The 21,802-nt window shown below is 51.3% G+C and carries 24 protein-coding genes; 11 read left to right on the top strand and 13 right to left on the bottom strand.

Annotated elements, in window-relative coordinates:
* Positions 1-10 precede the first annotated feature (10 nt).
* The 3 genes from EDD53_RS11310 to EDD53_RS11305 are packed head-to-tail and all read right to left on the bottom strand — an operon-like array spanning position 11 to position 1,395.
* The gene (locus EDD53_RS11310) at positions 11-457 is read right to left on the bottom strand and encodes a MarR family winged helix-turn-helix transcriptional regulator (protein WP_123793349.1); all 447 of its coding nucleotides are present in this window, start codon (positions 455-457) and stop codon (positions 11-13) included.
* Positions 454-600 (bottom strand): hypothetical protein, encoded by a 147-nt coding sequence (locus EDD53_RS14865; RefSeq protein WP_170162733.1) that lies wholly within the window; start codon positions 598-600, stop codon positions 454-456. Before EDD53_RS14865 ends, EDD53_RS11310 begins: the two co-directional genes overlap by 4 nt.
* Positions 601-1,395: a cyclase family protein gene (locus EDD53_RS11305; RefSeq protein ID WP_123793348.1), complete on the bottom strand. Its 795-nt coding sequence runs from the start codon at positions 1,393-1,395 to the stop codon at positions 601-603.
* Between the two features lie 342 nt (positions 1,396-1,737).
* On the opposite strand from EDD53_RS11305, the gene EDD53_RS11300 reads away from it, so the two are divergent.
* The 3 genes from EDD53_RS11300 to EDD53_RS11290 all read left to right on the top strand — a co-directional run bounded on the left by EDD53_RS11300 (position 1,738) and on the right by EDD53_RS11290 (position 3,881).
* Positions 1,738-2,163 (top strand): cupin domain-containing protein, encoded by a 426-nt coding sequence (locus EDD53_RS11300; protein ID WP_123793347.1) that lies wholly within the window; start codon positions 1,738-1,740, stop codon positions 2,161-2,163.
* A 69-nt stretch (positions 2,164-2,232) separates the two neighbouring features.
* The gene (locus EDD53_RS11295) at positions 2,233-3,075 is read left to right on the top strand and encodes a fumarylacetoacetate hydrolase family protein (RefSeq protein WP_123793346.1); all 843 of its coding nucleotides are present in this window, start codon (positions 2,233-2,235) and stop codon (positions 3,073-3,075) included.
* Complete coding sequence (locus EDD53_RS11290; protein WP_123793345.1) at positions 3,072-3,881, top strand: SDR family NAD(P)-dependent oxidoreductase; 810 nt, start codon at positions 3,072-3,074, stop codon at positions 3,879-3,881. The genes EDD53_RS11295 and EDD53_RS11290 overlap by 4 nt, the downstream gene beginning before the upstream one ends.
* Positions 3,882-3,914: 33 nt before the next feature.
* Here EDD53_RS11290 and EDD53_RS11285 read toward each other — a convergent pair whose 3' ends face one another.
* The 6 genes from EDD53_RS11285 to EDD53_RS11260 form a co-directional block, all read right to left on the bottom strand.
* Complete coding sequence (locus tag EDD53_RS11285) at positions 3,915-4,379, bottom strand: MarR family winged helix-turn-helix transcriptional regulator (protein ID WP_123793344.1); 465 nt, start codon at positions 4,377-4,379, stop codon at positions 3,915-3,917.
* Between the two features lie 105 nt (positions 4,380-4,484).
* On the bottom strand, positions 4,485-4,871 hold the full coding sequence (locus EDD53_RS11280) for an acyl-CoA thioesterase (RefSeq protein WP_123793343.1): 387 nt from the start codon (positions 4,869-4,871) through the stop codon (positions 4,485-4,487).
* A complete protein-coding gene (locus tag EDD53_RS11275; protein ID WP_123793342.1) occupies positions 4,861-5,277 on the bottom strand; it encodes a RidA family protein in 417 nt (138 codons plus the stop codon). Before EDD53_RS11275 ends, EDD53_RS11280 begins: the two co-directional genes overlap by 11 nt.
* Positions 5,278-5,292: 15 nt before the next feature.
* A complete protein-coding gene (locus tag EDD53_RS11270) occupies positions 5,293-5,715 on the bottom strand; it encodes an acyl-CoA thioesterase (RefSeq protein ID WP_170162746.1) in 423 nt (140 codons plus the stop codon).
* Entirely contained in the window at positions 5,712-6,455 is a 744-nt protein-coding gene (locus EDD53_RS11265) for an SDR family NAD(P)-dependent oxidoreductase (RefSeq protein ID WP_123793340.1), read from the bottom strand. The genes EDD53_RS11270 and EDD53_RS11265 overlap by 4 nt, the downstream gene beginning before the upstream one ends.
* On the bottom strand, positions 6,452-8,737 hold the full coding sequence (locus tag EDD53_RS11260; protein ID WP_123793339.1) for a bifunctional salicylyl-CoA 5-hydroxylase/oxidoreductase: 2,286 nt from the start codon (positions 8,735-8,737) through the stop codon (positions 6,452-6,454). Before EDD53_RS11260 ends, EDD53_RS11265 begins: the two co-directional genes overlap by 4 nt.
* Positions 8,738-9,044: 307 nt before the next feature.
* On the opposite strand from EDD53_RS11260, the gene EDD53_RS11255 reads away from it, so the two are divergent.
* On the top strand, positions 9,045-9,461 hold the full coding sequence (locus EDD53_RS11255) for an acyl-CoA thioesterase (RefSeq protein ID WP_123793338.1): 417 nt from the start codon (positions 9,045-9,047) through the stop codon (positions 9,459-9,461).
* A gap of 57 nt (positions 9,462-9,518) precedes the next feature.
* On the opposite strand, the gene EDD53_RS11250 is transcribed toward EDD53_RS11255, so the two are convergent.
* The 3 genes from EDD53_RS11250 to EDD53_RS11240 form a co-directional block, all read right to left on the bottom strand.
* A complete protein-coding gene (locus tag EDD53_RS11250; protein WP_123793337.1) occupies positions 9,519-9,785 on the bottom strand; it encodes a hypothetical protein in 267 nt (88 codons plus the stop codon).
* A gap of 242 nt (positions 9,786-10,027) precedes the next feature.
* Entirely contained in the window at positions 10,028-11,500 is a 1,473-nt protein-coding gene (locus tag EDD53_RS11245) for an NAD-dependent succinate-semialdehyde dehydrogenase (protein WP_123793336.1), read from the bottom strand.
* Positions 11,490-12,779, bottom strand: coding sequence for a 4-aminobutyrate--2-oxoglutarate transaminase (locus EDD53_RS11240; protein ID WP_123793335.1), 1,290 nt, complete (start codon positions 12,777-12,779; stop codon positions 11,490-11,492). Before EDD53_RS11240 ends, EDD53_RS11245 begins: the two co-directional genes overlap by 11 nt.
* Positions 12,780-13,198: 419 nt before the next feature.
* On the opposite strand from EDD53_RS11240, the gene dctP reads away from it, so the two are divergent.
* The 3 genes from dctP (at position 13,199) to EDD53_RS11225 (ending at position 16,232) form a co-directional block, all read left to right on the top strand.
* Complete coding sequence (gene dctP, locus EDD53_RS11235) at positions 13,199-14,203, top strand: TRAP transporter substrate-binding protein DctP (protein WP_123793334.1); 1,005 nt, start codon at positions 13,199-13,201, stop codon at positions 14,201-14,203.
* Between the two features lie 80 nt (positions 14,204-14,283).
* Entirely contained in the window at positions 14,284-14,931 is a 648-nt protein-coding gene (locus tag EDD53_RS11230; protein WP_123793333.1) for a TRAP transporter small permease, read from the top strand.
* Positions 14,928-16,232, top strand: a complete 1,305-nt coding sequence (locus EDD53_RS11225; RefSeq protein WP_123793332.1) for a TRAP transporter large permease — start codon at positions 14,928-14,930, stop codon at positions 16,230-16,232. Before EDD53_RS11230 ends, EDD53_RS11225 begins: the two co-directional genes overlap by 4 nt.
* Positions 16,233-16,400: 168 nt before the next feature.
* On the opposite strand, the gene EDD53_RS11220 is transcribed toward EDD53_RS11225, so the two are convergent.
* Complete coding sequence (locus tag EDD53_RS11220; protein ID WP_123793331.1) at positions 16,401-16,985, bottom strand: cupin domain-containing protein; 585 nt, start codon at positions 16,983-16,985, stop codon at positions 16,401-16,403.
* A gap of 441 nt (positions 16,986-17,426) precedes the next feature.
* Between EDD53_RS11220 and EDD53_RS11215 the strand changes: the two genes are divergently transcribed.
* From EDD53_RS11215 to EDD53_RS11200, 4 genes are all read left to right on the top strand, one after another.
* Entirely contained in the window at positions 17,427-18,458 is a 1,032-nt protein-coding gene (locus EDD53_RS11215; protein WP_123793420.1) for a LacI family DNA-binding transcriptional regulator, read from the top strand.
* A gap of 113 nt (positions 18,459-18,571) precedes the next feature.
* The gene (locus EDD53_RS11210; protein WP_123793330.1) at positions 18,572-19,867 is read left to right on the top strand and encodes an ABC transporter substrate-binding protein; all 1,296 of its coding nucleotides are present in this window, start codon (positions 18,572-18,574) and stop codon (positions 19,865-19,867) included.
* A gap of 147 nt (positions 19,868-20,014) precedes the next feature.
* Positions 20,015-20,953 carry a carbohydrate ABC transporter permease gene (locus EDD53_RS11205; RefSeq protein WP_123793329.1) on the top strand — a complete coding sequence of 313 codons (939 nt, stop codon included), beginning with the start codon at positions 20,015-20,017 and terminating at the stop codon, positions 20,951-20,953.
* A gap of 10 nt (positions 20,954-20,963) precedes the next feature.
* On the top strand, positions 20,964-21,797 hold the full coding sequence (locus EDD53_RS11200; RefSeq protein WP_123793328.1) for a carbohydrate ABC transporter permease: 834 nt from the start codon (positions 20,964-20,966) through the stop codon (positions 21,795-21,797).
* Positions 21,798-21,802: the final 5 nt, after the last annotated feature.

Below are 21,802 nucleotides of genomic sequence, written 5' to 3'. Positions count from 1 at the left end.
TCTGGCTCCTTTAAAAGTCGTGGTGGCGGATGTCGTAGAGGATCCGCAAAAGCAAAGTGTTGAATGTCTCGCGTTCGTCGGCGTTCAGTGAATTCAGCATGACGTCGCTCATTGACAGCATGGACGGCCAAGCGGCCTCGTACGCTGTGCGGCCTGCGTCTGTGAGGCTGATCTGGCGAAAGCGACTGTCGCTGTCTTGCGCTATACGTAAAATCAGCCCTGCCGCCTCCATCGTGTCCAAAGTGCGCGATAGGGTTGATTGCTTGATGACGGTGAGTACGGACAGCTCAGTGATCGTGCAGGGGCCCGCTTCGACCAAAGAGGCCAAAGCCCGCATTTGCGCGACAGATATTCCAGCCTCTTTGAGAGCCGCTTCGACCCCTTTGTTGTAGCGCGCAGTAATGCGGTTCATCAAATAGGGGGTGAACTGTTCTAGGTGATCTGTGTAATCCGTCATGCGCCCAGCTCTTTCGCGGTTAAGACCCCTGATCCGCCTGAAAGGCCAGATCTAGGGTGGGTGGATGCACCGATGGGATACGGGCCTTTGATGCCCGAACCCATGATGGCGATGTCGGTTGATGTGGCGATGTCGTGGCTCACTTATGTTGTTGGCACAAGGGCAAGCGCGCGGATCGGAGACCCTGTGCCCTTGACGATTTTCAACGGGGCTGCGATCAAAATTGCGCCTTTGGCGGGCAGTTCGCTGAGGTTGGCCAAAGAAGCGAGGCCGTATTTGTTATGCTTGTGCAAAAGGTTGTGAGCCGGAAACGGGATTTCAAATCCACCCGCTGCCCCTGCGTCGGTGCCGATGCACTGCGTGCCCCATCCAAGTGCTTTGCGATCTTCCATCAGGTAGATGATCGCCTCAGCCGTCGGGCCAGGTGTGTGGGGGCCATTCTCATCTGCGTTGAGGTATTTGTCTTCGTCCGTGTTGTACTGATCCCAATCTGTGCGCATCAGCACCCATTCGCCTTCTTTGATGTCGCCGTGTTCGGCTTCCCAAGCTTTGATGTGCTCAACAGTCAGCAAGAAATCATTGTCTTCTGCTGCTTCTTTTGAGCAATCGATGACATTCGCTGGAGCAACAAAGTTTTGAGGCGCGATGGTGTCGACAGAGCCGTCAGGAAAGTCTTTGCCAGTGATCCAATGGTGCGGCGCATCATAGTGTGTGCCGGAGTGTTCGCCAATTTTCAGCCAGTTCCACGCCCACCATGGGCCGCGATCCCCGTACTCAGAAATCTTATGGATCTCGATCTTAGGGGTATTGTCGGCGAAATCTTCAGGCAGTTTCAAAAGGGGCGTATCAGGGCCGAGGGGGGCGGTGCAGTCCACCACTTTGATCGAGCCATCGAGCAGACCAGTGGCGACCTCTGCGAGCGTATTTTGCGATGTCATGGGTATGATTCTCCGTTGGGACTTTTCTAATTTTCTTTAGGTATATGCAAATGCATGTAATATTTTTCTTCAAGAACAAAATTTATTTTTGAGCAATTTTCTTGGAATTTCCCATGAATTGAGAGCTCTACGCTCAACAAAATGTCACCACGCGGAGCTTAAAGTCGCAATATAGCTGAAAAATAGTGCAGAATCTCATGGTGAAGTCAGGCGACTCACCGATGGGGCTGTTTGCGTGTGAATGCGTTGTCTTTCATAAAATGCTTGAAGTTTAAAATAAATGGTGCCACATTTTGCCAAGTGCAGCTGAGCTGCTGTGAATAAATTCAGGAGGCATTTCCAATGACCGAAAAAGTTGTTCCCGTCGTCACGCGCGCGACAGAGCTAGATGGTGGCACCTCGCAGTCCGGCGATTGTGTTCGCAAATCTGGCGTGAGCCCGCAGCACACACCAGCAACCAAAATCTGGTTTGGACGCGTCACCAATGAGCCGGGTCACCGTTCCCCGCCACATCATCACGAAGAATGTGAAACGGGCGGTTACGTTCTAAAGGGGCATGGTCGGATTTACTTTGGTGATGACTACAAAGAATACACCGACTTACATGAAGGCGACTTCGTATTTGTGCCGCCCTACATGCCGCACGTCGAAGTGAATATGAGCACGACAGAAGAACTTGTTTGGTTGACCTGTCGCACGCCTGACAACTTGGTGACCAACCTGCCAGAGGTGCCGGATGATGCCCTCGAAGGCTATCGCCGTTCTTGATCACATTATCAGCGTGCCACGTTGGAACGGACTGTTCCTGACAAGTGCCGCGCTTTGAAAGGACTTTTTATGAAGCTTCTCCGCTACGGGCCGATAGGTGCCGAACGCCCCGCAATTCTTGATGCCGATGGTAAGCTGCGCGATTTGAGCGATGTGGTGACTGACATCGATGGCAGCGCCTTTTCACCTGAGGGTTTGGCAAAAATTGCCGCCGCTGATCTGTCGTCGCTGCCGCTTGTCGACGGCAAGCCACGCATTGGGTCCGCGATTGCGCGGCCCGGAAAATTCTTGTGTGTTGGCTTGAACTACGCGGATCACGCGCGCGAAACTGGCAAAGATATTCCAGAAGAGCCAGTGTTGTTTTCAAAAGCGCCGACCTCTCTTTGTGGCCCGAACGATGATGTGGAAATCCCGCGCGGTTCGGACCGGACAGACTGGGAAGTCGAATTGGGGATCGTGATCGGAAGCCGTGCAAAATACGTTGATGAAGCAAGTGCTTTGGATCATGTCGCGGGCTATGCTTTGGTCAATGATGTGTCAGAGCGGCGCTTTCAATCCGAGCGCGGCGGGCAATGGATCAAGGGTAAGAGCCACGATACCTTTGGCCCCGTTGGTCCGTGGATGGTCACGAAAGACGAATTTGACGATATCCAAAATATCGATTTGTGGTTGGATGTGGATGGCGAACGCCGTCAGACAGGTAATACCAAAACAATGATTTTCGATGTGGCGTTCATTGTGCATTACATCTCTCAGTTCATGACTTTGGAAGCGGGCGATATCATCGCAACGGGCACGCCGCCTGGTGTCGGTCTGGGCATGAAGCCACCGACGTTTTTGCGCGCTGGGCAAGTTGTGACTTTGGGCGCTTCAGGTCTTGGTGAACAATGCCAGTTGATGGTGCAAGCATGAGTGTAGACTTCGAAAAGGCCAAAAATGCATTGTCAGATTTGTCTGGCCAAACGGCGATCGTCACGGGCGGAGCGCGTGGCCAAGGCGCGGTCGAGGTCGAACTTCTGGCCTGTGCTGGCGCAAGCGTTTTGATCTGCGATGTTTTGAATGACGAAGGTGTTGCACTGGCAAGCCGCCTGACGGATGCGGGTTACGATGTTCGGTTTCAACCCCTTGATGTGACGTCTGAAACAGCTTGGGTCGCGGCACTTGATGCCGTGACATCATGGACTGGGCGACTGGATATTCTGGTCAACAATGCAGGGATCATCAATCGCAAAATCATCCGCGATATGTCGGTTGATGAATGGCGCAAAGTCATGGATGTCAACGCAACGGGGGCCTTTATGGGCATCAAACTCTGTGCGCCCATGATGATCGAGAGCGGTGGTGGCAGTATCATCAATATTTCGTCAAATAGCGGCTTTTCTGGGCATTACGATCCTGCTTACACCTCGTCCAAATGGGCGTTGCGCGGTCTTACGCGGTCCGCGGCGATGGAATATGCTCGCGACGGTGTGCGTGTGAATGCGATTTGTCCGGGGTTGATTGTGACCGATCTCAATCGCGGATCCCCCCATTTGGAACCGATGATCAATATGACCCCGATGCAGCGCTCGGGCGAGGCCGATGAGGTGGCGCAATTGGTGCTGTTTTTGGCGTCAAAAGGATCGGCCTATATCACGGGCGAAGACTTTGTGATTGATGGCGGGTTCACGGCTGGCGCAGGCTATCGACGCGTCGCCCAAGAGACTGGCATCTTTTAAAATTTGCCCTCGTCCAATTGCGGGCGGGGGCGTTTAGTCTTTGTTGCGCACGTCCAACATGATCGAAATGCCGCGCGCCGCATCCGCTTCGGTCACTTGCTCAAACATGTCATCGATCCAGTTCAGGTGTTGAGCCGTCATGTCATCCATTAGCGCGCGCCCTTCATCGGTAATTTTAACCAAAAAGGCGCGTCGATCTGTGGCCATATTTTTGCGCTCTGCAAGGCCATCAGACACCAAGCGCTCAACAACGCCTGTGACATTCCCATTGGACACAACCAAATGCTGTGACAACTCGCTCATGCGCATGCCGTTTGGTTCCGCATAGAGAGCGGCCAATACGTCAAAGCGTGGCAAAGTGGTGTCATAGCCCGAGCGCAGTTTTTCACGCAAATCGCTTTCCACGTGACGCACGGCTTTCAGCATTTGCAGCCATAGCCGCAAGCGTTGGCGCGCAAGGCCTGCGTCTTTGATTTTGTGATCAGATTGCGTGTTCATATAGCGTCCAAATTAATACGTGTCAGACAGACACGTCTACATATCAGCCTGAGGGATTTAGGGCAAAGTGAAAGCAGCTTTGATCACGTTGAAAGCCACGCTTTTTCAAGCGGAGGCGTCGCTAAGCTCAAATTTGCGCGACTTTCCATCGCCATCAACTGCCACAAGCAACACATCTGCCCTAAAAATGCCCCGATCTTCGGGGCCTGTTTTGGCAAAAGCATTCACCGCAACATTAAACGAACTGCTACCTTTGCACGTGAGTTTGACGTGGACGCTGAGGGCCTCACCCGCAAAGAGCGCTGCGAGAAAGTTCAGTTCTCGGATGCTGGCGATCACAACGGGGCCGCCAGATATGGTGCGCCCTGCGAGCCCTGCCGCGTGATCCAATTGCGACATGATCCAGCCGCCAAAGATCGCGCCGCTTGGCGTTGCCTCGCTATAAGGGGCGACCGTGATTAATGTTGCGGGTGTAAGCGCGTCAGTCGTCATGCGGGATCACAGCAGTGGCTTCGATCTCAACACGCGCTTCGTCTTCCATAAGGCCTGCAACCTGTACCACTGCCATCGTTGGGAAGTGGCGCCCAATCACGTCACGGTAAGCAGCGCCAAAGCCGCGCAAGTTGTCGTTATATTCTTTTTTGTCAGTAATGTACCACGTCAGCCGCACAAGGTGTTCAGGCTTGGCGCCGGCTTGGGCAAGGACTGCGACGATGTTTTCCAGCGTCTGGCGGAACTGCGAAACCATATCGGTGTGTTCCCATTCTTGCTGAGCGTTCCAGCCCACAAGTCCACCAGTGAACACCATTTTGCCTTCGGCCATCATGCCGTTGGCATAGCCTTTGGCAGGCGCCCATCCATCAGGTTGTAAGAACATGTGCGGTGAAAGAGAGGTCATAAAGCGTTTTCCTGATTAAGTGTTAGGTGGGCTTAGATAGGCCGCCATTTTTTGACGGATAGCATCTGGCCAAGGCGCGGATTTCGCGGTGGTGGTGTTGGCGTGGACGATGGTGATCGAGCCTGTAAAGCGGGTCTCGCCCGCGCTGGTGCATTCAAACTGCAAAACAGCCGAAGACGTGCCGATGCGTGAGACGGTGAGGGTGATGTCGATCCAATCCCCCAAACGCGATGGCGCCCGAAAGCGCACATCAATGCTGCCAGTCGGTGTTCCCATGTCGTTCACCAGCATATCCTGCCAGCTGTGGCCTATGGCGTCGGCAAAAAAGCGTTCCACGGTGGACGAAATCATTTCGAAGTATCTTGGGTAAAAGACAATCCCAGCGGGATCGCAATGATTGAATTCCACTTGCCGTGAGAGTGTAAAGGCCTGCGTCACGTTTCGCCCCCTGAGACTGATATGCACTGACCTGTGATCATATCCGACCCTTGCGCGCACAGCCATAAAACCGCATGGGCCACGTCTTCTGGCGGCACCAATTTGTGCATGGGGTTTGTCGCCTCTAAGCTGCCGCGCGCGTCTTCATAGCTGCGACCCGTTTTCTCGACGATATTGGCGATGGAACGCTCGGTCATTTCGGTATCCAAAAAGCCTGGGCAGATTGCGTTGACTGTGATGTCTTTGCGCGCCAGCTCCAAAGCGACAGATTTCACCATACCAACCACAGCATGTTTGGCAGCCGCGTAGGGGGCCACATAAGGATAACCTTTGAGGCCAGCAGTGGAGGCGATCGCGATCAGCCGCCCCCATGGTTTGCCATTCATGGCCTTCGCACCTTCGCGCAGCGTCAAAAACGTACCTGTGACATTCACAGACATCATGCGCTCAAACGCTGCCAGTTCCGTGCGTACAAACGGCGCGCTTTCAGAGGCACCTGCATTGGCGACGACGATATCGGGTTCCGCCGTGGCAATGGCTTGAGATATGGCGGCTTCATCTGTGATGTCGCAGACGACGGCTGTGATGTTGTCATGTTTTACCGCGATGCTTTGCAAAGGTGCAATTCTGCGCCCACAGATCGTGACGGAGGCGCCAGCCTCGGCCAGCATGACCGCGATCACCGCGCCCACGCCTGAGCCGCCCCCGGTCACAAAAGCGGTTTTGCCGTGCAGACTCATGTTGCCATCGCTTTCGCGCGTTCGGCCAAAGTGTTGGCTTGGCGTTTGCCGCCCTCATATGGTGCGGGCCACTCTTGCTCTGTGTCGCCCAATTCAACAGCCGCATGCAGCGTCCAATAGGGGTCGGCCAAATGCGGGCGTGCCAAAAGCACCAGATCTGCACGACCAGCCATCAGTGTGGAATTGACGTGATCCGGTTCATAGATATTGCCCGCAACCAAGGTTGGAATGCCCACTTCATTGCGCACGCGATCTGAGAATGGCACTTGGAACATCCGACCGTAAATTGGCTTTTCGGCCTTGTCTGTTTGGCCAGATGACACGTTCATTGCGGTGACGCCTGCGTCCTTAAACATCTGCGCGATGGCAACGGCGTCTTGTGGCGTGATGCCGCCTTCTTCAATCCAGTCATGGGCAGAAATACGCACCGTCATCGGTTTTTCAGCAGGCCAAGCGGCGCGCATCGCATGAAAGACTTCAAGCGGATAGCGCATGCGGTTTTCTAAGCTGCCGCCATACTCATCGCTGCGTTTGTTCGTCACGGGCGAGATAAAGGAGGCCAACAGATACCCGTGGGCCGCGTGCATTTCGATCATATCAAAGCCCGCAGCATCAGCGGCTTTGACTGATGCAACAAACTGCTCTGTGACCAAATCCATATCGGCGCGATCCATTTCTTTGGGCACAACATTGCCCTCCATCAATGGCAGTGCCGAGGCAGACAAAAGATCCCAGTTTTCGCCCTCGGGCAGGGGCTTGTCGATGCCATCCCACGCCAAGCGGGTCGATCCTTTGCGGCCAGCATGACCGATCTGCGCACAGATTTTCGCTTTGGTTTCGTTATGCGCGAAATCTGTCAGGCGCCTCCAAGCGGGCACCTGTTCAGGGGTCAGGCATGGGCAGCCTGGTGTGATGCGCCCTTGCATGCTGACACAAAGCATCTCAGTAAACACCAGCGCGGCACCACCTTTGGCGCGTTCTGCGTAGTGCACAAAATGCCAGTCGTTCGGCATGCCGTCTGTCGCCTTATATTGCGCCATTGGAGAGACGACGACACGGTTTTCAAGCTCCATATCGCCCAGTTTAAACGGGGCAAACATCGGACTGCGTTTGGAAGTGCTGCCTGCTTGTTTTTGGAACCATTCTTCTGCGGACGCCAGCCATTTAGGGTCGCGCATCCGCAAGTTTTCGTGGCTGATCCGCTGGGATCGCGTCAGCATCCCGTAGGTGAGCTGCATCATGTCGAGGGTAAGGTAACGTTCGACATCTTCGAACCACTCTGTCGAATTGCGTGCTGCGGATGTCACGCGCAACACTTGGAGTTTGCGCTCGTCTTGATAGGTTTTCAGCGCATCTGGCAGCGTCTTGTTCGCGTTCAACTCTTCGGCCAGCATGATGGCGCTTTCCATGCCAAGCTTGGACCCCGATCCGATGGAAAAATGCGCTGTCGCTGACGCGTCGCCAAGCAGCACGACATTGTCGAAGTACCAGTTTTCGCAGGTCACACGCGGGAATTTGATCCAAGCTGAGCCGCGGATGTGATTGGCGTTGGTCATCAATGAGTGGCCGCCCAGATGTTTGGCAAAAATCTTTTCGCATAAGGCAATGCTGCCTTGCTGCGACAGGGTGTCAAAGCCAAAGGCCTTGTAGGTCTCAGGCCCACATTCAACGATAAAGGTCGCTGTGTCGTCGTCGAATTGATAGGCGTGCGCCCAAATCCAACCGTGCTCTGTGTCTTCAAAAATAAACGTAAAGGCGTCGTCGAATTTTTGGTGGGTGCCGAGCCACACAAAGTGATTGCGACGCATATCGATCTGCGGCTGAAACTTGTCTTCGAATGTTGTGCGCGTAGCGGAATTTAGCCCGTCTGCTGCGACGACAACATCGTATTGATCCTTTAGCTGATGAATGTTTTCGGCTGAAATGTTGGTTTCAAATTCCAGCTTAACGCCGAGCTCGCGCGCGCGTTCTTGCAGCAACAGCAGCAGTTTTTTGCGTCCAATGCCGCAAAACCCGTGACCGCTGGATACCATTTCCTCGTCGCCCCGCACGGTTTTGACATCGTCCCAATAGGCAAAACTGTCGCGGATCATTTTTTCAGAAACTGGATCGTTGTCTTCGAAATTTGACATCGTTTCATCAGACAGCACCACGCCCCAACCGAATGTGTCATCTGGTTTGTTGCGCTCGAAGACCGTGATGTCGTGGGTGGTGTCACGCAACATCATAGAAATCGCAAAGTATAGGCCCGCTGGCCCGCCGCCGAGAATCGCTGTCTTCATGGCTAAGTCCTTTATAGATGTCGCGCCTGTCTGGCTTGGGCAGGCTGTCTCAAAGTCAATTTACTTTAATCTTAAAGTTAAATTCTACCGCCTTGCATGTCAATGAGATTTCCCAAGGCTGCGCGGCTTTCCGTGTATCCCTGCGTATTATCCGAATTTTTTGGGTCAAAAGTAAGCATTTTACGCACAGTTTTCTATATGCTTGAACCAAGAGATTATAAGCTATTTGACAACTAAATAAATTTTAAACATAAATTATAAAGAAGGGTCGATCTGGCCCGCGCCCCTCAAGTTTAAAGGACATCAGATGCCGTTCAACATTTCCAAGCCTATGCGTTTTGGCGATTGTGACCTCACAGGAATCGCCTACCATCCCGCGTATTTATCCTACCTTGTTGATGTGAACGAGGCCATGTTCGCGTCCTTTGGCGTGACTTGGAAAGAGCTTATGTTTGAACGTCACCTCGGCCTGCCCAGCGTGAAAATGAACATCGAATTCAAAAAGCCGGCCGTTTATGGCGATACTTTAGATTTCGCCGTTCATGTCCGTCGCATTGGGAAGTCATCTTTGGACCTTTATACCGTTGTGACGGTGGATGGGGAGATCATTTGGACAATCGAGCAGCTCATTGTGATGACATCAACCAAAGATCATAAGTCGCATCCATGGCCAGATGACTGTCGCGCAGGTTTGGAGCGGTATTTGCATCCCGAGCTTGCATAGGAATGCAATGCCGTTTTGGTTATTGAGCGTGGCGCGTCATTGGTGTTGCGCGCGGCTCTATGGTTTGTGAAAAGGATCCCCTTGATAACTGAACAGTGCCAAGGCAATGCCCCATGCATTTAAACATGTACTCGGGGTCGTAGGTTCAATCCCTACAGTGATATCCACCAGCCCACGCAGGGCGTCCTTTGCCTCCAGCATGTGATCGGTCTGTTGAAGTTGCGAAATCAGATCACCGACCTTATCGCGGGTGTCTCCGCCATCTTCGGGTGGATGCTGATTGGGGGCAGGTGCACAGGCAAGTGCTGCGAGTTTAAGGTGCATCCTGAATGCGCAGTTGACGCCTTTTCCAAGACTATCAAAAAGCACTGGTATGTTCACACAATTATAGAGTGCGCTTTTTCAATGAGGCCCGTTGCACGGCATTGGTTCGACATAGAACCATGAGCGTGACCTTATGCGTATGCTTTTTGTTTGGGGCGTTGGTATCTTACAGCTATGCACCGCCAGTCATTCGGATCGGCAGAGTGAGAGGGCGCGGCCATGGTGGTAGGCCGCGCCGCTTGCTAGGCGATTTCACCCATGCACACGTATTTAATTTCTAAGAAATCTTCGGTCCCGTATTTTGATCCTTCGCGGCCCAAGCCTGATTGCTTGATGCCACCGAATGGGGCGACTTCTGTGGAAATCAACCCTGTATTCACGCCGACCATACCTGTTTCCAATGCTTCAGATACACGCCAAACACGGGCCAAGTCGCGGCTGTAGAAATAGGCGGCTAAGCCAAATTCGCTGTCATTGGCCATGTTGATCACATCGGCTTCATCTTCGAATTTAAACAAGGGTGCGACAGGGCCAAAAGTTTCTTCGACAGACACTTTCATGTCGGGGGTCACGCCCGTCAAGACGGTGGGTTCAAAGAACGTTCCGCCAAGGTTGGATGGCTTGCCACCCAAGATGACATTCGCGCCCTTGGACACCGCATCTTGAATGTGATCTTCGACTTTTTCTTTGGCCGCTGTGTTGATCAGCGGGCCTGTGGTGATGCCATCTGCAAACCCATCGCCAATCGCCAGACTTGCGGTTTTGGCTTTCAGTTTTTCAGCAAAGGTATCGTATACGCCAGACTGCACGTAAATACGGTTGGCGCAGACGCAGGTTTGGCCATTGTTGCGGAATTTAGCGATCATAGCGCCTTCGACAGCCGCATCTATATCTGCATCATCGAATACAATAAACGGAGCATTGCCGCCTAGCTCCAAAGACATCTTTTTGATCGTGTCGGAACACTGTTTCATCAAGATTTTGCCAACACGTGTCGAACCTGTGAAGGTGATCTTGGCGACTTTTTCATTGGCGCAAAGTTCTTGCCCCACGCCTGCACTATCTGTTGATGGGATAACATTGAACACGCCAGCGGGAATGCCCGCACGTTCCGCCAATACCGCCATGGCCAGCGCTGAAAGCGGCGTCAGTTCTGCTGGACGTGCCACGAAAGTACAGCCCACAGCCAAAGCTGGGGCGACCTTGCGTGCAATCATCGCGTTTGGAAAATTCCAAGGCGTGATCGAGCCTACAACACCAACAGGTTGCTTGAGCACAACAATGCGTTTGTCGCGCTGGTGGCCTGGAATGGTATCGCCGTAAATGCGTTTTGCTTCTTCTGCGAACCATTCGATGTAGCCTGCGCCATACATGATTTCACCGCGCGCCTCGGCCCATGGTTTGCCCATTTCACTGGTCAAAATCGTGGCCAAATCGTCAGCATTTTCGACAATCAAATCAAACCACTTGCGCAAGATAGCTGAGCGTTCTTTGCCTGTCTGCGCTGCCCAATCCGCTTTTGCTGCATAAGCCGCATCAATCGCCTTGGCTGTGTCGGCGGCTGTTAAATCACTCACCTGTGCAATCACATCGCCCGTGGAAGGGTTGCGCACGTCAAAGGTCTTTGAGGCGGTAACCCAAGCGCCATCGACATAGGCGCGTGTTTCTAAAAGGCTGGGATCATTCAGGGATAGGATCTTCGCTTTAGCTGGCATTTTGCTTTCCTTTCACTGCGTCAATTGAAGCTTCAAGAATATCAAGTGCCTCTGCCATGATGTCGTCGGGAATGGTCAAAGGCGCAAGGAAGCGAACGACGTTACCGTAGACGCCACAGGTCAATAAGATAAGTCCCCGTGACAGGGCTTCTGCGCGGACTGCCGCTGTCATTTCGGGGTTTGGTGCTGATCCGTCGGCTGTATTGAACTCTGCTGCGACCATAAAGCCAGGCCCACGTACATCAGCGATCTCTGGTGTGCGGGCGCGAATGGATTCGAGGCGCTGTTTTAAACGTGACCCCAGCTCAGTTGCGCGCGCGCACAGGTCTTCGTCTTTGATGACATCTAAAACTGCATGAGAGGCTGCGATGCCCAATGGGTTTCCACCGTAGGTGCCGCCAAGACCGCCCGGTTGGGCTGCATCCATGATCGACGCTTTGCCGCAAACGGCAGCCAAAGGCAGTCCGCCTGCCAAACCTTTGGCCATCGTGGTCAGGTCTGGGGCAACGTCATAGCCATTCATTGCAAAGACAGTTCCTGTGCGGGCAAATCCAGTTTGAATTTCGTCAGCAATCATCACGATCCCATGTTCATCGCACAATGCGCGGACTTCACGAACGAAGTCAGCAGGGGCGGGGTAGAAGCCGCCTTCGCCCTGCACGGGTTCAAAGATCATTGCAGCGACACGACTAGGATCAAGGTCAGCTTTGAACAACTTGTTCAGCGCATCCAGTGAATCTTGTGTTGATGTGCCGTGCAACTCGATTGGAAATGGCACATGGTACACGTCTGGCATCATTGCGCCAAAGCCTTGCTTATAGGGAACGACTTTACCTGTAAGCGCCATGCCCATAAACGTGCGGCCGTGAAAGCCACCGCCAAATGCGATCACGGCGGAGCGGCCTGTGTGCGCGCGCGCGATTTTAACGGCGTTTTCTACTGCTTCGGCGCCCGTTGTGACAAAGGCTGTCTTTTTCTCAAAGTCGCCAGGTGTGAGTTCATTTAGGCGTTCAGCAAGATGCACATAGTTTTCATAGGGCAAAACTTGATGGCAGGTGTGGGTGAACCGCGCTGCTTGATCTTGTACGGCTTTGATAATGGCTGGATGGCAATGCCCCGTGTTGACCACGGCGATTCCCGCGGCAAAGTCGATGTAGCGGTTGCCTTCGACATCCCAAACTTCGGAGTTCAACGCTTTGTCAGCGTAGATTTGTGTTTGCATTCCAATGCCTTTGGCGATGGCGTTGTCTTTGCGGGCAGAGATTTGTGCATTGTTCATGGTGAAGCCTTTGCTGTTCGATTTGCACTCAGGCTAGCGTGGCTTGTCTATTATAACAACAATATTGTTTATTATTTTGATCATAACTTGAGGTGACGATTGTCGCGACTCGGGCGCAGTGGTTGTGGCCTTTTTTGGGGCATCTGCGGTAATTTTAAGCGGATATTGTGCGTTTAAGTGATGGAATCAGGTCGGTTTGCGCGCCTTTTACCGATTGTGGCGATTTGTCAGCTGACAATTTTTTAGACTCTGGTTTTCAGCGTGTGATGCTAAAAGAAGCCAAGAGTGAAGAATTTAACGAAAAATACCAGATTTTGCGTAGCTGAGATGTGTGAAAGCAAAAAGATGTTGATTATTTTTAATTACCTGTTCAATTTGGCTGTGCGAACAACAAAAAAATGAAAATCTGGGAGTTTCAAATGAACGCTTTTAAAAACTTAGTCCTTTCGGCTGTCTCTGGTGCGGCGCTTATAGCTGGCGCGACTTCAGCAACCGCTGATGAGTCATTCATTTTGGCACATGGAATGAACACAGATCACGTGTTCCACTCAATTTCTGAGTCATTCATGGAAAAGCTTGGTGATGATTCTGGTCTTGAAGTTGACTACCACCCTGCTGGTGATTTGGGTGACTGGACATCATTGTTCGAGCAATCCATGCAAGGTGTTGTGCCAATGTCATTGACATGGGGCGCGTCTGATTTCGATCAGCGTCTTGACTTGTCTTGGCTCGGTTACGTGGTTTCCAACTGGGAAGATGCGAAAAAAGTCTACGGCCCTGGTTCTGACATGCTCGGCATCTACAATGACATTCTTCATGATCTAGACCTACACGCGATTGGCCTTATCCCAACTGATTTTGGGTCTGTTGTGATCCGCAAAGGCGTTGGAAAAGTTCCAACAACATTGCCAGCTGACGGCAGCGGCATCAAAATCCGCGTTCCTGGTGTTGCAATTGCGGTCGACCGTTTTACAAACCTCGGTTTCTCCGCTGTGCCAATCCCATTGTCTGAAGTCTACACGGCTTTGCAGCTCGGTACTGTTGACGCACGTTCATTTTCAACAGCTGTTGAAACATACAATATGCGCGACGTGTTGGAAACAAACATCCTAACCAACGACTATTTCGAGACAGCGTTCTGGCTTGTAAGCAAAGACTGGTGGGATGATCTCGCTGAAGAAGATGCAGCGAAAATCCAATCTGTTGCTGACGAAGTGATCGAAGCTTCATGGGAAGAAGCTGAAGCAAAAAGCAACGAATTTTTGGCAAAAGCAGAAGAAGCTGGTGTGAACATCGTGAATTTGTCTGACGCTGAAATGGAAGCTGCAAAAGCGATTATTTATGAAACTGAATGGCCTGAAATGGAAAAACTCGTAGGCCCTGAAATCATGGGCAAATTGCGAGTGGCTGCTGGTATCGAGTAATTCCCCTACTCGACTGTGGCGTCGGCCCTTTGGGTCGGCGTCACGTTTTGAAACTTACTTTGAACTGATAGGGGAAAATCATGGTTCGAGAATCCAAACAACATCCGCGATCACCGGTACAGTCGGATTCGTATATCTATACGGCCGAAAATGAAAATCCTGAGCCACCAGAATACATCACGGCCGTGCCCGAACATGACGTCGACGGGTTTCACGGAAAAGTACTGGCCTTTGAACAGGTCTTTGCAAAAATCATCTACTGGGCCCTCGTATTTTTCGGACTCGCTCTCGCTGCATTGATGTTTACGCAGGTCCTGTTGCGCTACGTCTTTTTATCGCCTTTCGTTGGCATCGAAGAAATCGGCCTGCTGTTCGGCGTTTGGTTTTACTTTCTGGGCATGGCCTATGTCACCCGCAACGGCGAACATATTCACGGTGGCATTCTAACGCTTGTTGTCAAAAACCCGCATACTGTACGCAAGGTACGCTTTGTTTTGACTCTTCTAAGTATCATCGCCGCGTCTATTTTTGCCTTTTATGCCATTCGTTATGCCATTTTCGAAATCGAAAAAGGTCGCGTGAGCTCTTACATGCGTTGGCCGAAATGGTGGTGGTCTTCATCGCTCATCATCGGGTTTGGCGGCATGGTCTTTTACTTCATTCTGCAAATCACAAATCAGTTTCTTGATTTGAAATCAACGGCACCTCAAGGTGAGGAAAAATCATGACCTTATTCTTTATTTCTATGGCTTTGGTTGTGGTTCTGCTTTTGGCCGAAATGCCGATCGCACTTGCCTTTGGTACAGGCGCATTGGTGTTCGGACTTTCAACGGGATCTGACATTTCGTTTTTAATTCCATACGCTTACCAAACAACATCGGGCTTTGCGCTCTTGGCTTTGCCGCTCTTTGTTCTGGCGGGAACCCTGATGGCCGAAGGGGGCATTTCTGAGCGCCTTTTGGACTTCGTCAATTCCTTTGTCGGCAGGATCAAGGGCGGCCTTGGCGCTGTGACCGTTATCACCTGCGCATTGTTCGGCGCGATTTCTGGATCGTCCTCGGCGGCGATTGCTGCCATTGGCCAAATCATGATTCCGCGTATGGTGAAAGAAGGTTACCCAGCTGGCCACGCCACGGCTTTGGTTGCTTGTTCGTCTGTTTTGGCTTTGATGATCCCGCCGTCTATTCCGATGATTGTTTTCGCAATCACGGGTGGCCTGTCTGTTGGGGCGGCGTTCTTGTCGACCATCATTCCGGGCATCATGTTGGGTGTCGTGTATATCGTGTTGAACTTTGTTTTCTTGCGCAACGTCGACAGCATCCAAGTCGAAGATAAACTGCCACCCGCAGAAGTTGCTAAGCACGTATATAAAAGTGGCATCCGCGCATTCTGGGCCTTGTTGATGCCTGTGATTATCTTGGGTGTGATCTATTCGGGCGTTGCAACACCAACTGAAGCCGCCTCTATCGCTTTAGTCTATGCGATCCCTGTAGGGTTCTTCATCTACAAAGGCTTAACGCTGAAAACTTTTACCACCTCGATTGTGCGGGCTGCGATCACAACAGGGTCAATCATGACTGTTTTGTTCTTCTTGTTCATGATGAGCCGCGCAATGATTTTGCAGCAAGTTCCAAAAGAAGTTGCGCAATTGCTGGTGTCTTTGTCTGACAATAAGATCGTGATCATGTTGCTCATCAACCTTGTGCTGTTGTTTATCGGCATGATCGTTGACGATATTTCAGGCAGTGTTTTGGCGGCGATCATCTTTTTACCGGTCACAAATGAATTGGGCATCCATCCGATCCATTTCGCAGCCATTGTTGGCACCAACCTTGGTCTTGGCAACGTGTCCCCACCCTGCGCACCCATGCTGTATATGGCGGGCGGTGTCGCGAAGTTGACCATGGATCAGTATATCTGGCCCACGCTAAAATTCTTGGCATTTGGTCACTTGCCTATGGTTTTGATCGTGACCTTCATTCCTGAACTGTCGCTTTGGTTGCCAAAGTTGCTCATGGGCATTCAATAGATGCCACTGAAAATATGATAAACATATGACCATTTTGATCGTCGCGGGGCTTCGATGCCCTGCGTCGTGAGGTCTATCTCTCATACAGAAGGCGACCCTGTTTTCCCCTGCAATGCGCGTAAGTGTTGCGGGGGAGAAATAGGGCCTAATCGCGGGGTCTTGATCGCTTTAGAATGTTGGAGGTGTGCAGGCGCTGACTAAGACGCACCTTTTGTCACCGATATTGCGAAACCTGTGCGGCAGGGTGCTTTCAAATTGATAGGCATCGCCTGCCTTTAGTGTCTCTGTGGACTCGCCCACCTGCAGTAAGATTTCACCCTCGATGACAAATCCGCCTTCTTCGCCTTCATGTGCGTATAATTCTGGCCCCGTATCTGCACCAGGTTCATAGATTTCGTAAAGCATGAGCAAAGTGCGCTCAAAACTTGACCCAACGCGACGCAAGGATACGGCCTTTAAGCCTTCTTCTGTGCCGCCTTCGAAAACCCGTTCGGGGTTGATTTCGACCATTTCGTCAAATCGGAAAGCAAATTTTCTGTTGTCTGTGGGACTTGCGTCAAAGAAGTCTGACAAAGACATGCTGAAAACGCTGAGGATCTTTTTTAGGGATGAAATCGAAGGGCTCGACTTGTTGCCTTCAATCAAAGAAATCAGCCCGTTGGTGACACCCGATTGCGTGGCAAGCTCGCGTTGCGAGATTTTGCGCGCCTTGCGAATGGCTTTTAGGCGAGCGCCAACATCAAAGTCTGTCATTTTAATTTTGTCTCACTGAAATCTACGCCATTTTGGGGGCATTCTGACGATTTTTTAGTTCTTTCGGAATGTGCTGCTCAATAGATCGGTTTGAACTAAGATATTCAACCAAAATATTTAACAATGTTGGCGAATTATCATGCGTCTAGGGCATTACGTCAATAATCTGGCGGCGTGTTATCCTATCGTGTCGCTGAAAACTGAACCTGTCGTGACACCAGTATTGCCCCTAAAATATTGATCGCAATTCCTTGCCTGACGCGCCTTTCTGGTGGTCCTGTTTTGTCCGAATGTTTCCGAAAAATTGCGTTCATATTTTAACCCATTGAAATTAAGTTTAAATTGAATACGCTTTTAAGTGGCTAGAGGCTGAGTTAACGTATTGCGAACAATCTATTGCCTGAAAGGGCAAGCGCGAAAATTGAGTGGAAAATGCTGCGTATGGCCGCTGAGAAAATTAAAAACATGGAAGACTTCGCACGGGTTTGCGGAATCTCGCGCCCCACGGTGTCCAAATATTTTAACGATCCTGCGAGTGTGCGCAAATCGACGCGCGCGCAGATTGAAGCGGCTTTGGATCGATATGAATATCAGCCCAACATTTACGCCGTGAACCAAAACCGTCGTCAGACCAAAAATATAGGCTTGGTGGTTCCCAACCTGATAGACCCGTTTTTTGCAGCGATTGCGCGCACGATCGAAAGCCTCATCATCGACGCGGGATATAACCCACTATTGCTCAGTTCCCATGGCGGGCCTGATCAAGAAATCGCCAATCTTAACAGCTTGCGGGCGATTAAACCTGCGGGCGTATTGTTGGCCCCCTTGGGGCGCGCGTCCAATGCGGATATGCTATCTGCCTTTTCGAAAGAAATCCCAACGGTATTGTTTGATAACAACCTTGATGATGTGGGCGAAGCATTCTTTGGGTCAGACAGTGAGCAAAGCATCGGAGTTATCGTTGATTATCTTTGCGAGACAGGTGAGCCCCCTGTCTTTTTTGAAATGAAAACCCCCGTGAACCCCAATGCCTATAAACGTCGCAGTGCATATCTTTCAGCGATGGCGCGGCGGGGGGAAGAGCCAAACCTTATCCAAGTGGCTGGGGAAGGTTGGGACTTTGAAGAAATAGGATTTCGCGAAGGGTCCAAGATGATTGCGCAGCGGGACCTACCTACAAATACGGTGCTCTGTTCCAATGATCGTCTTGCGATTGGTTTGTTATCTGCGGCCTATGAGGGGGGCATTCAAGTCGGGCGGGGGGGGGATAGCGCTTTGCGTATTGCAGGTCACGATGACCATCCGTTCTCGCGTTACACATCCCCAAGCCTGACAACAGTCTCGCAGGATTACAGCGCGATTTCCGCGCGCAGCGTGGATGCGATTCTTGGCTTAATCGAGACGGAAGAGCGCAAGGGGGATCGTGAGATTGCCTTATTCAAAGGACATCTTGTGAAAAGAGGGTCCGCTTAAGTTTCTGAATATATAGAAAAAAGTAAAATAATTTTGCGCGCGTAAAGTTTTTGATTGACCCCAAATGAATACCCGCCTTAGGTTGGAGCATCATCTGATCTAGGGAGGACAGGATGTCTTTGAAACACACAATGCTTGGCGCTACAGCGCTTACGTTCGTTGCAGCTGGCGGCGCATTTGCTGATGGGCACGTAAGTGAACTGACCATCGCAATCGTTAACAACGGCCACATGATCAACATGCAAACCGTTGCTGAAGCTTACACAGAAGAAACTGGCGTAAAGCTTAACTGGGTATCTTTGGAAGAAGGCGTTCTGCGCGAGCAGGTCACATCCGACACAGCCACTGGTGGCGGCCAATACGACATCATCAACATCGGTATGCAAGAAGCTCCAATTTGGGGTCAGGCTGGCTGGATCGAGCCCCTCAACTTTAGCGATGACTATGATGTAGAAGACATTTTGCCCGCGATGCGTGGCGGCCTGTCCGCTGACGGCACCCTATATGCCGCACCTTTCTACGGTGAATCTTCAATGGTTATGTACCGCAAAGACCTCGCGGATGCTGCTGGTGTTGCGATTACAGACAATGACAGCTGGGAAAACATCACGGCAGCTGCGGCTGCGATGCACAACCCAGATGCTGGCGTTTACGGCGCATGTTTGCGCGGCAAGCCAGGTTGGGGCGACAACATGGCATTTATCACAACTGTTGTGAATTCATACGGCGGCGCATGGTTCGACGCGGAAATGAAGCCTGTGCTGGATTCAGATGAATGGAATGCAGCGATCAACATGTATGTCGACTTGCTCGGTTCATACGGACCTCCAGGTTCTGAAGGCAACTCATTCAACGAAATCCTAGCGCTTTACAACGAAGGCAAATGCGGCATGTGGATTGATGCCACAATCGCAGCGTCCTTCTTGGAAGTAGACGGTGTTGCATACGCTCAGTCGCCAAATGCTGGGAACCCAGTCGGTGCAAACTGGTTGTGGGCATGGGCGATGGCTGTGCCTGCGGGTGCTCCGCACGCAGAAGCGTCAATGGACTTCATTGAATGGGCAACATCGAAAGAGTACATTCAAGCTGTCGGCAACCACCCAGACTTTGGTTGGGGTTCTGTACCAACAGGTACACGGGCATCCACCTACGCGATCCCTGAATTCCAAGCCGTTGCAGCCTTTGCAGACGCTGAAATGAAGGCAATTGAATCTGCTGCTCCACAAGCAACAGACATCAAGCCATACGTAGGTGTTCAGTTTGCTTCGATCCCTGAGTTCCCAGAAGTGGGGTCTGCTGTTGCACAAGAAATGGCCGCGGCTCTTTCTGGCGCGAAAACAGTAGAAGAAGCTCTTGAAGATGCGCAATCTGCAGCTGATGCGATCATGCGTGAAGCTGGCTACTACTAAGTTACAGTGTTTTTAGAAGGGCCACAGCGTGGCCCTTCTATATCCAAAACGGCTCAGTGATCGTGTGTCCGTCGATACTTTGTGCCACAATTCTTGAAATTCAGATTCTTAACAGGTCCGCCCAATGGCTGGACAGAAGGATAAGGTATGTCTGACAGACGCATCCCTCGGCTTCTCCAAACACCCGCAGTTGTTCTGCTTTTGATTTGGATGCTCGTGCCCCTCAGCATGACCCTATATTTTTCATTCATTCGCTACGTTTTAAACAGCCTGCGCCGTCCCGAATGGACAAAGCCCAGCATTGAAAATTGGCGTGGGTTCGGCAACTACGAGTTTGTTTTGAACAGCAAAGATTTTCTTTTGGCGATTCAAAACAGTTTGCTCATTGTTTGCTCTATCTTGTTTTTGACCGTGATCCTTGGCGTGCTGATTGCCGTGTTGATCAACAAAGCCTTTCCAGGCCAAGGCATTGTGCGTGTCTTGCTGATTTCGCCCTTTTTCGTGATGCCTGCGGTGAATGCCGTGCTTTGGATCAACATGATCCTTGATCCAGTACTTGGCCTTCAAGGCGTTGCAGTCGAAGGTATCAACGGTTTGCTGGACGCTTTGCGCATGACGCCTGTGATCGGGAACTTCTTTGGCATGTGGCCTGAGTTGCAGCCTATCTCGTTTCGCGCCACCCAGACCTCGGCTTGGGCTGTGATCATCATGGTGACGTGGCAGTGGACGCCGTTTGCGGTGTTGATTTTCATGACCTCTTTGCAATCCGAAGATCAGCAACAAAAAGAAGCAGCTATCTTGGATGGTGCAAGCACATGGTCGCAGTTTAGGTTTCTAACTTTGCCACACCTCGGTCGCCCGATTGCGATTGTTGTGATGATCCAAGCGATTTTTCACCTGTCGCTCTACGCCGAAATCGAAATTGTCAGCCGCGGAAATGGTAACAAAAACCTGCCTTACCTGATTGGCGAATTTGCGAACAATAACATTGGCGCAGCCAGCGCTACCGGAATCTTTGCAGTCATTCTGGCCAATATCGTAGCAATTTTCTTGCTGCGTATGGTCGGCAAGACATTGATGGAGTGAGAACAGACCCATGGCTATCGTTGCACATACTTCAAAATCCTCACGATTTGGCCGGCCTGTTTTGGCATGGATCGTTGGACTTTTATTCTTCTTCCCGATTTTTTGGCTGGTTCTCACAAGCTTCAAAACCGATGCGGATGCGGTCAAGCCAGAATTTCTGATTTGGTTCACACCAACCTTGGAAAACTACCTGAACATGACGGATAATTACGACTACTGGCGCTTTGCCCAAAACTCGGTGATTACATCTGTTTTGGCGACGGTGTTTACGCTGGCAGTGGGCATTCCATCCGCATATGCGATGGCCTTTAACCCAACACGGGCGACAAAGGACATCTTGATGTGGATGCTCTCCACCAAAATGCTGCCTGCGGCGGCGGTGCTTTACCCAATGACGTTTTTGGCCAAAAGCCTAGGGTTATTTGATACGCACTTTCTGATCGTTCTCGTGCTTAGTCTGATCAACCTGCCAATCGTCGTTTGGATGTTGTTCACCTACTTCAAGGAAATCCCAAAGGACATCATTGAAGCCGGTAAAATGGATGGCGTGAATACTTGGGGTGAAATCCGCGAAATTCTTATCCCGCTTGCATGGGGTGGGATCGCATCGACTGCATTGCTGTGCTTCATTTTTTGCTGGAACGAAGCCTACTGGACGGTGCGCTTGACCACGATTGATGCCGCAACACTGTCTAAACTTATCGAAGGCAACCGCGCACCTGAAGGCCTGTTCTTTGGTCGCTTGTCAGCTGTATCGACTGCCGCCATCGCGCCCATCGTTGTGCTGGGCTGGTTCTGTCAAAAACAATTGGTCCAAGGTTTGACCTTTGGCGCTGTGAAATAGGAAAT

The sequence above is a fragment of the Pacificibacter maritimus genome (assembly GCF_003814915.1).
Lineage (GTDB): Bacteria > Pseudomonadota > Alphaproteobacteria > Rhodobacterales > Rhodobacteraceae > Celeribacter > Celeribacter maritimus.
This window is presented reverse-complemented; position numbering and strand designations above follow the sequence as displayed.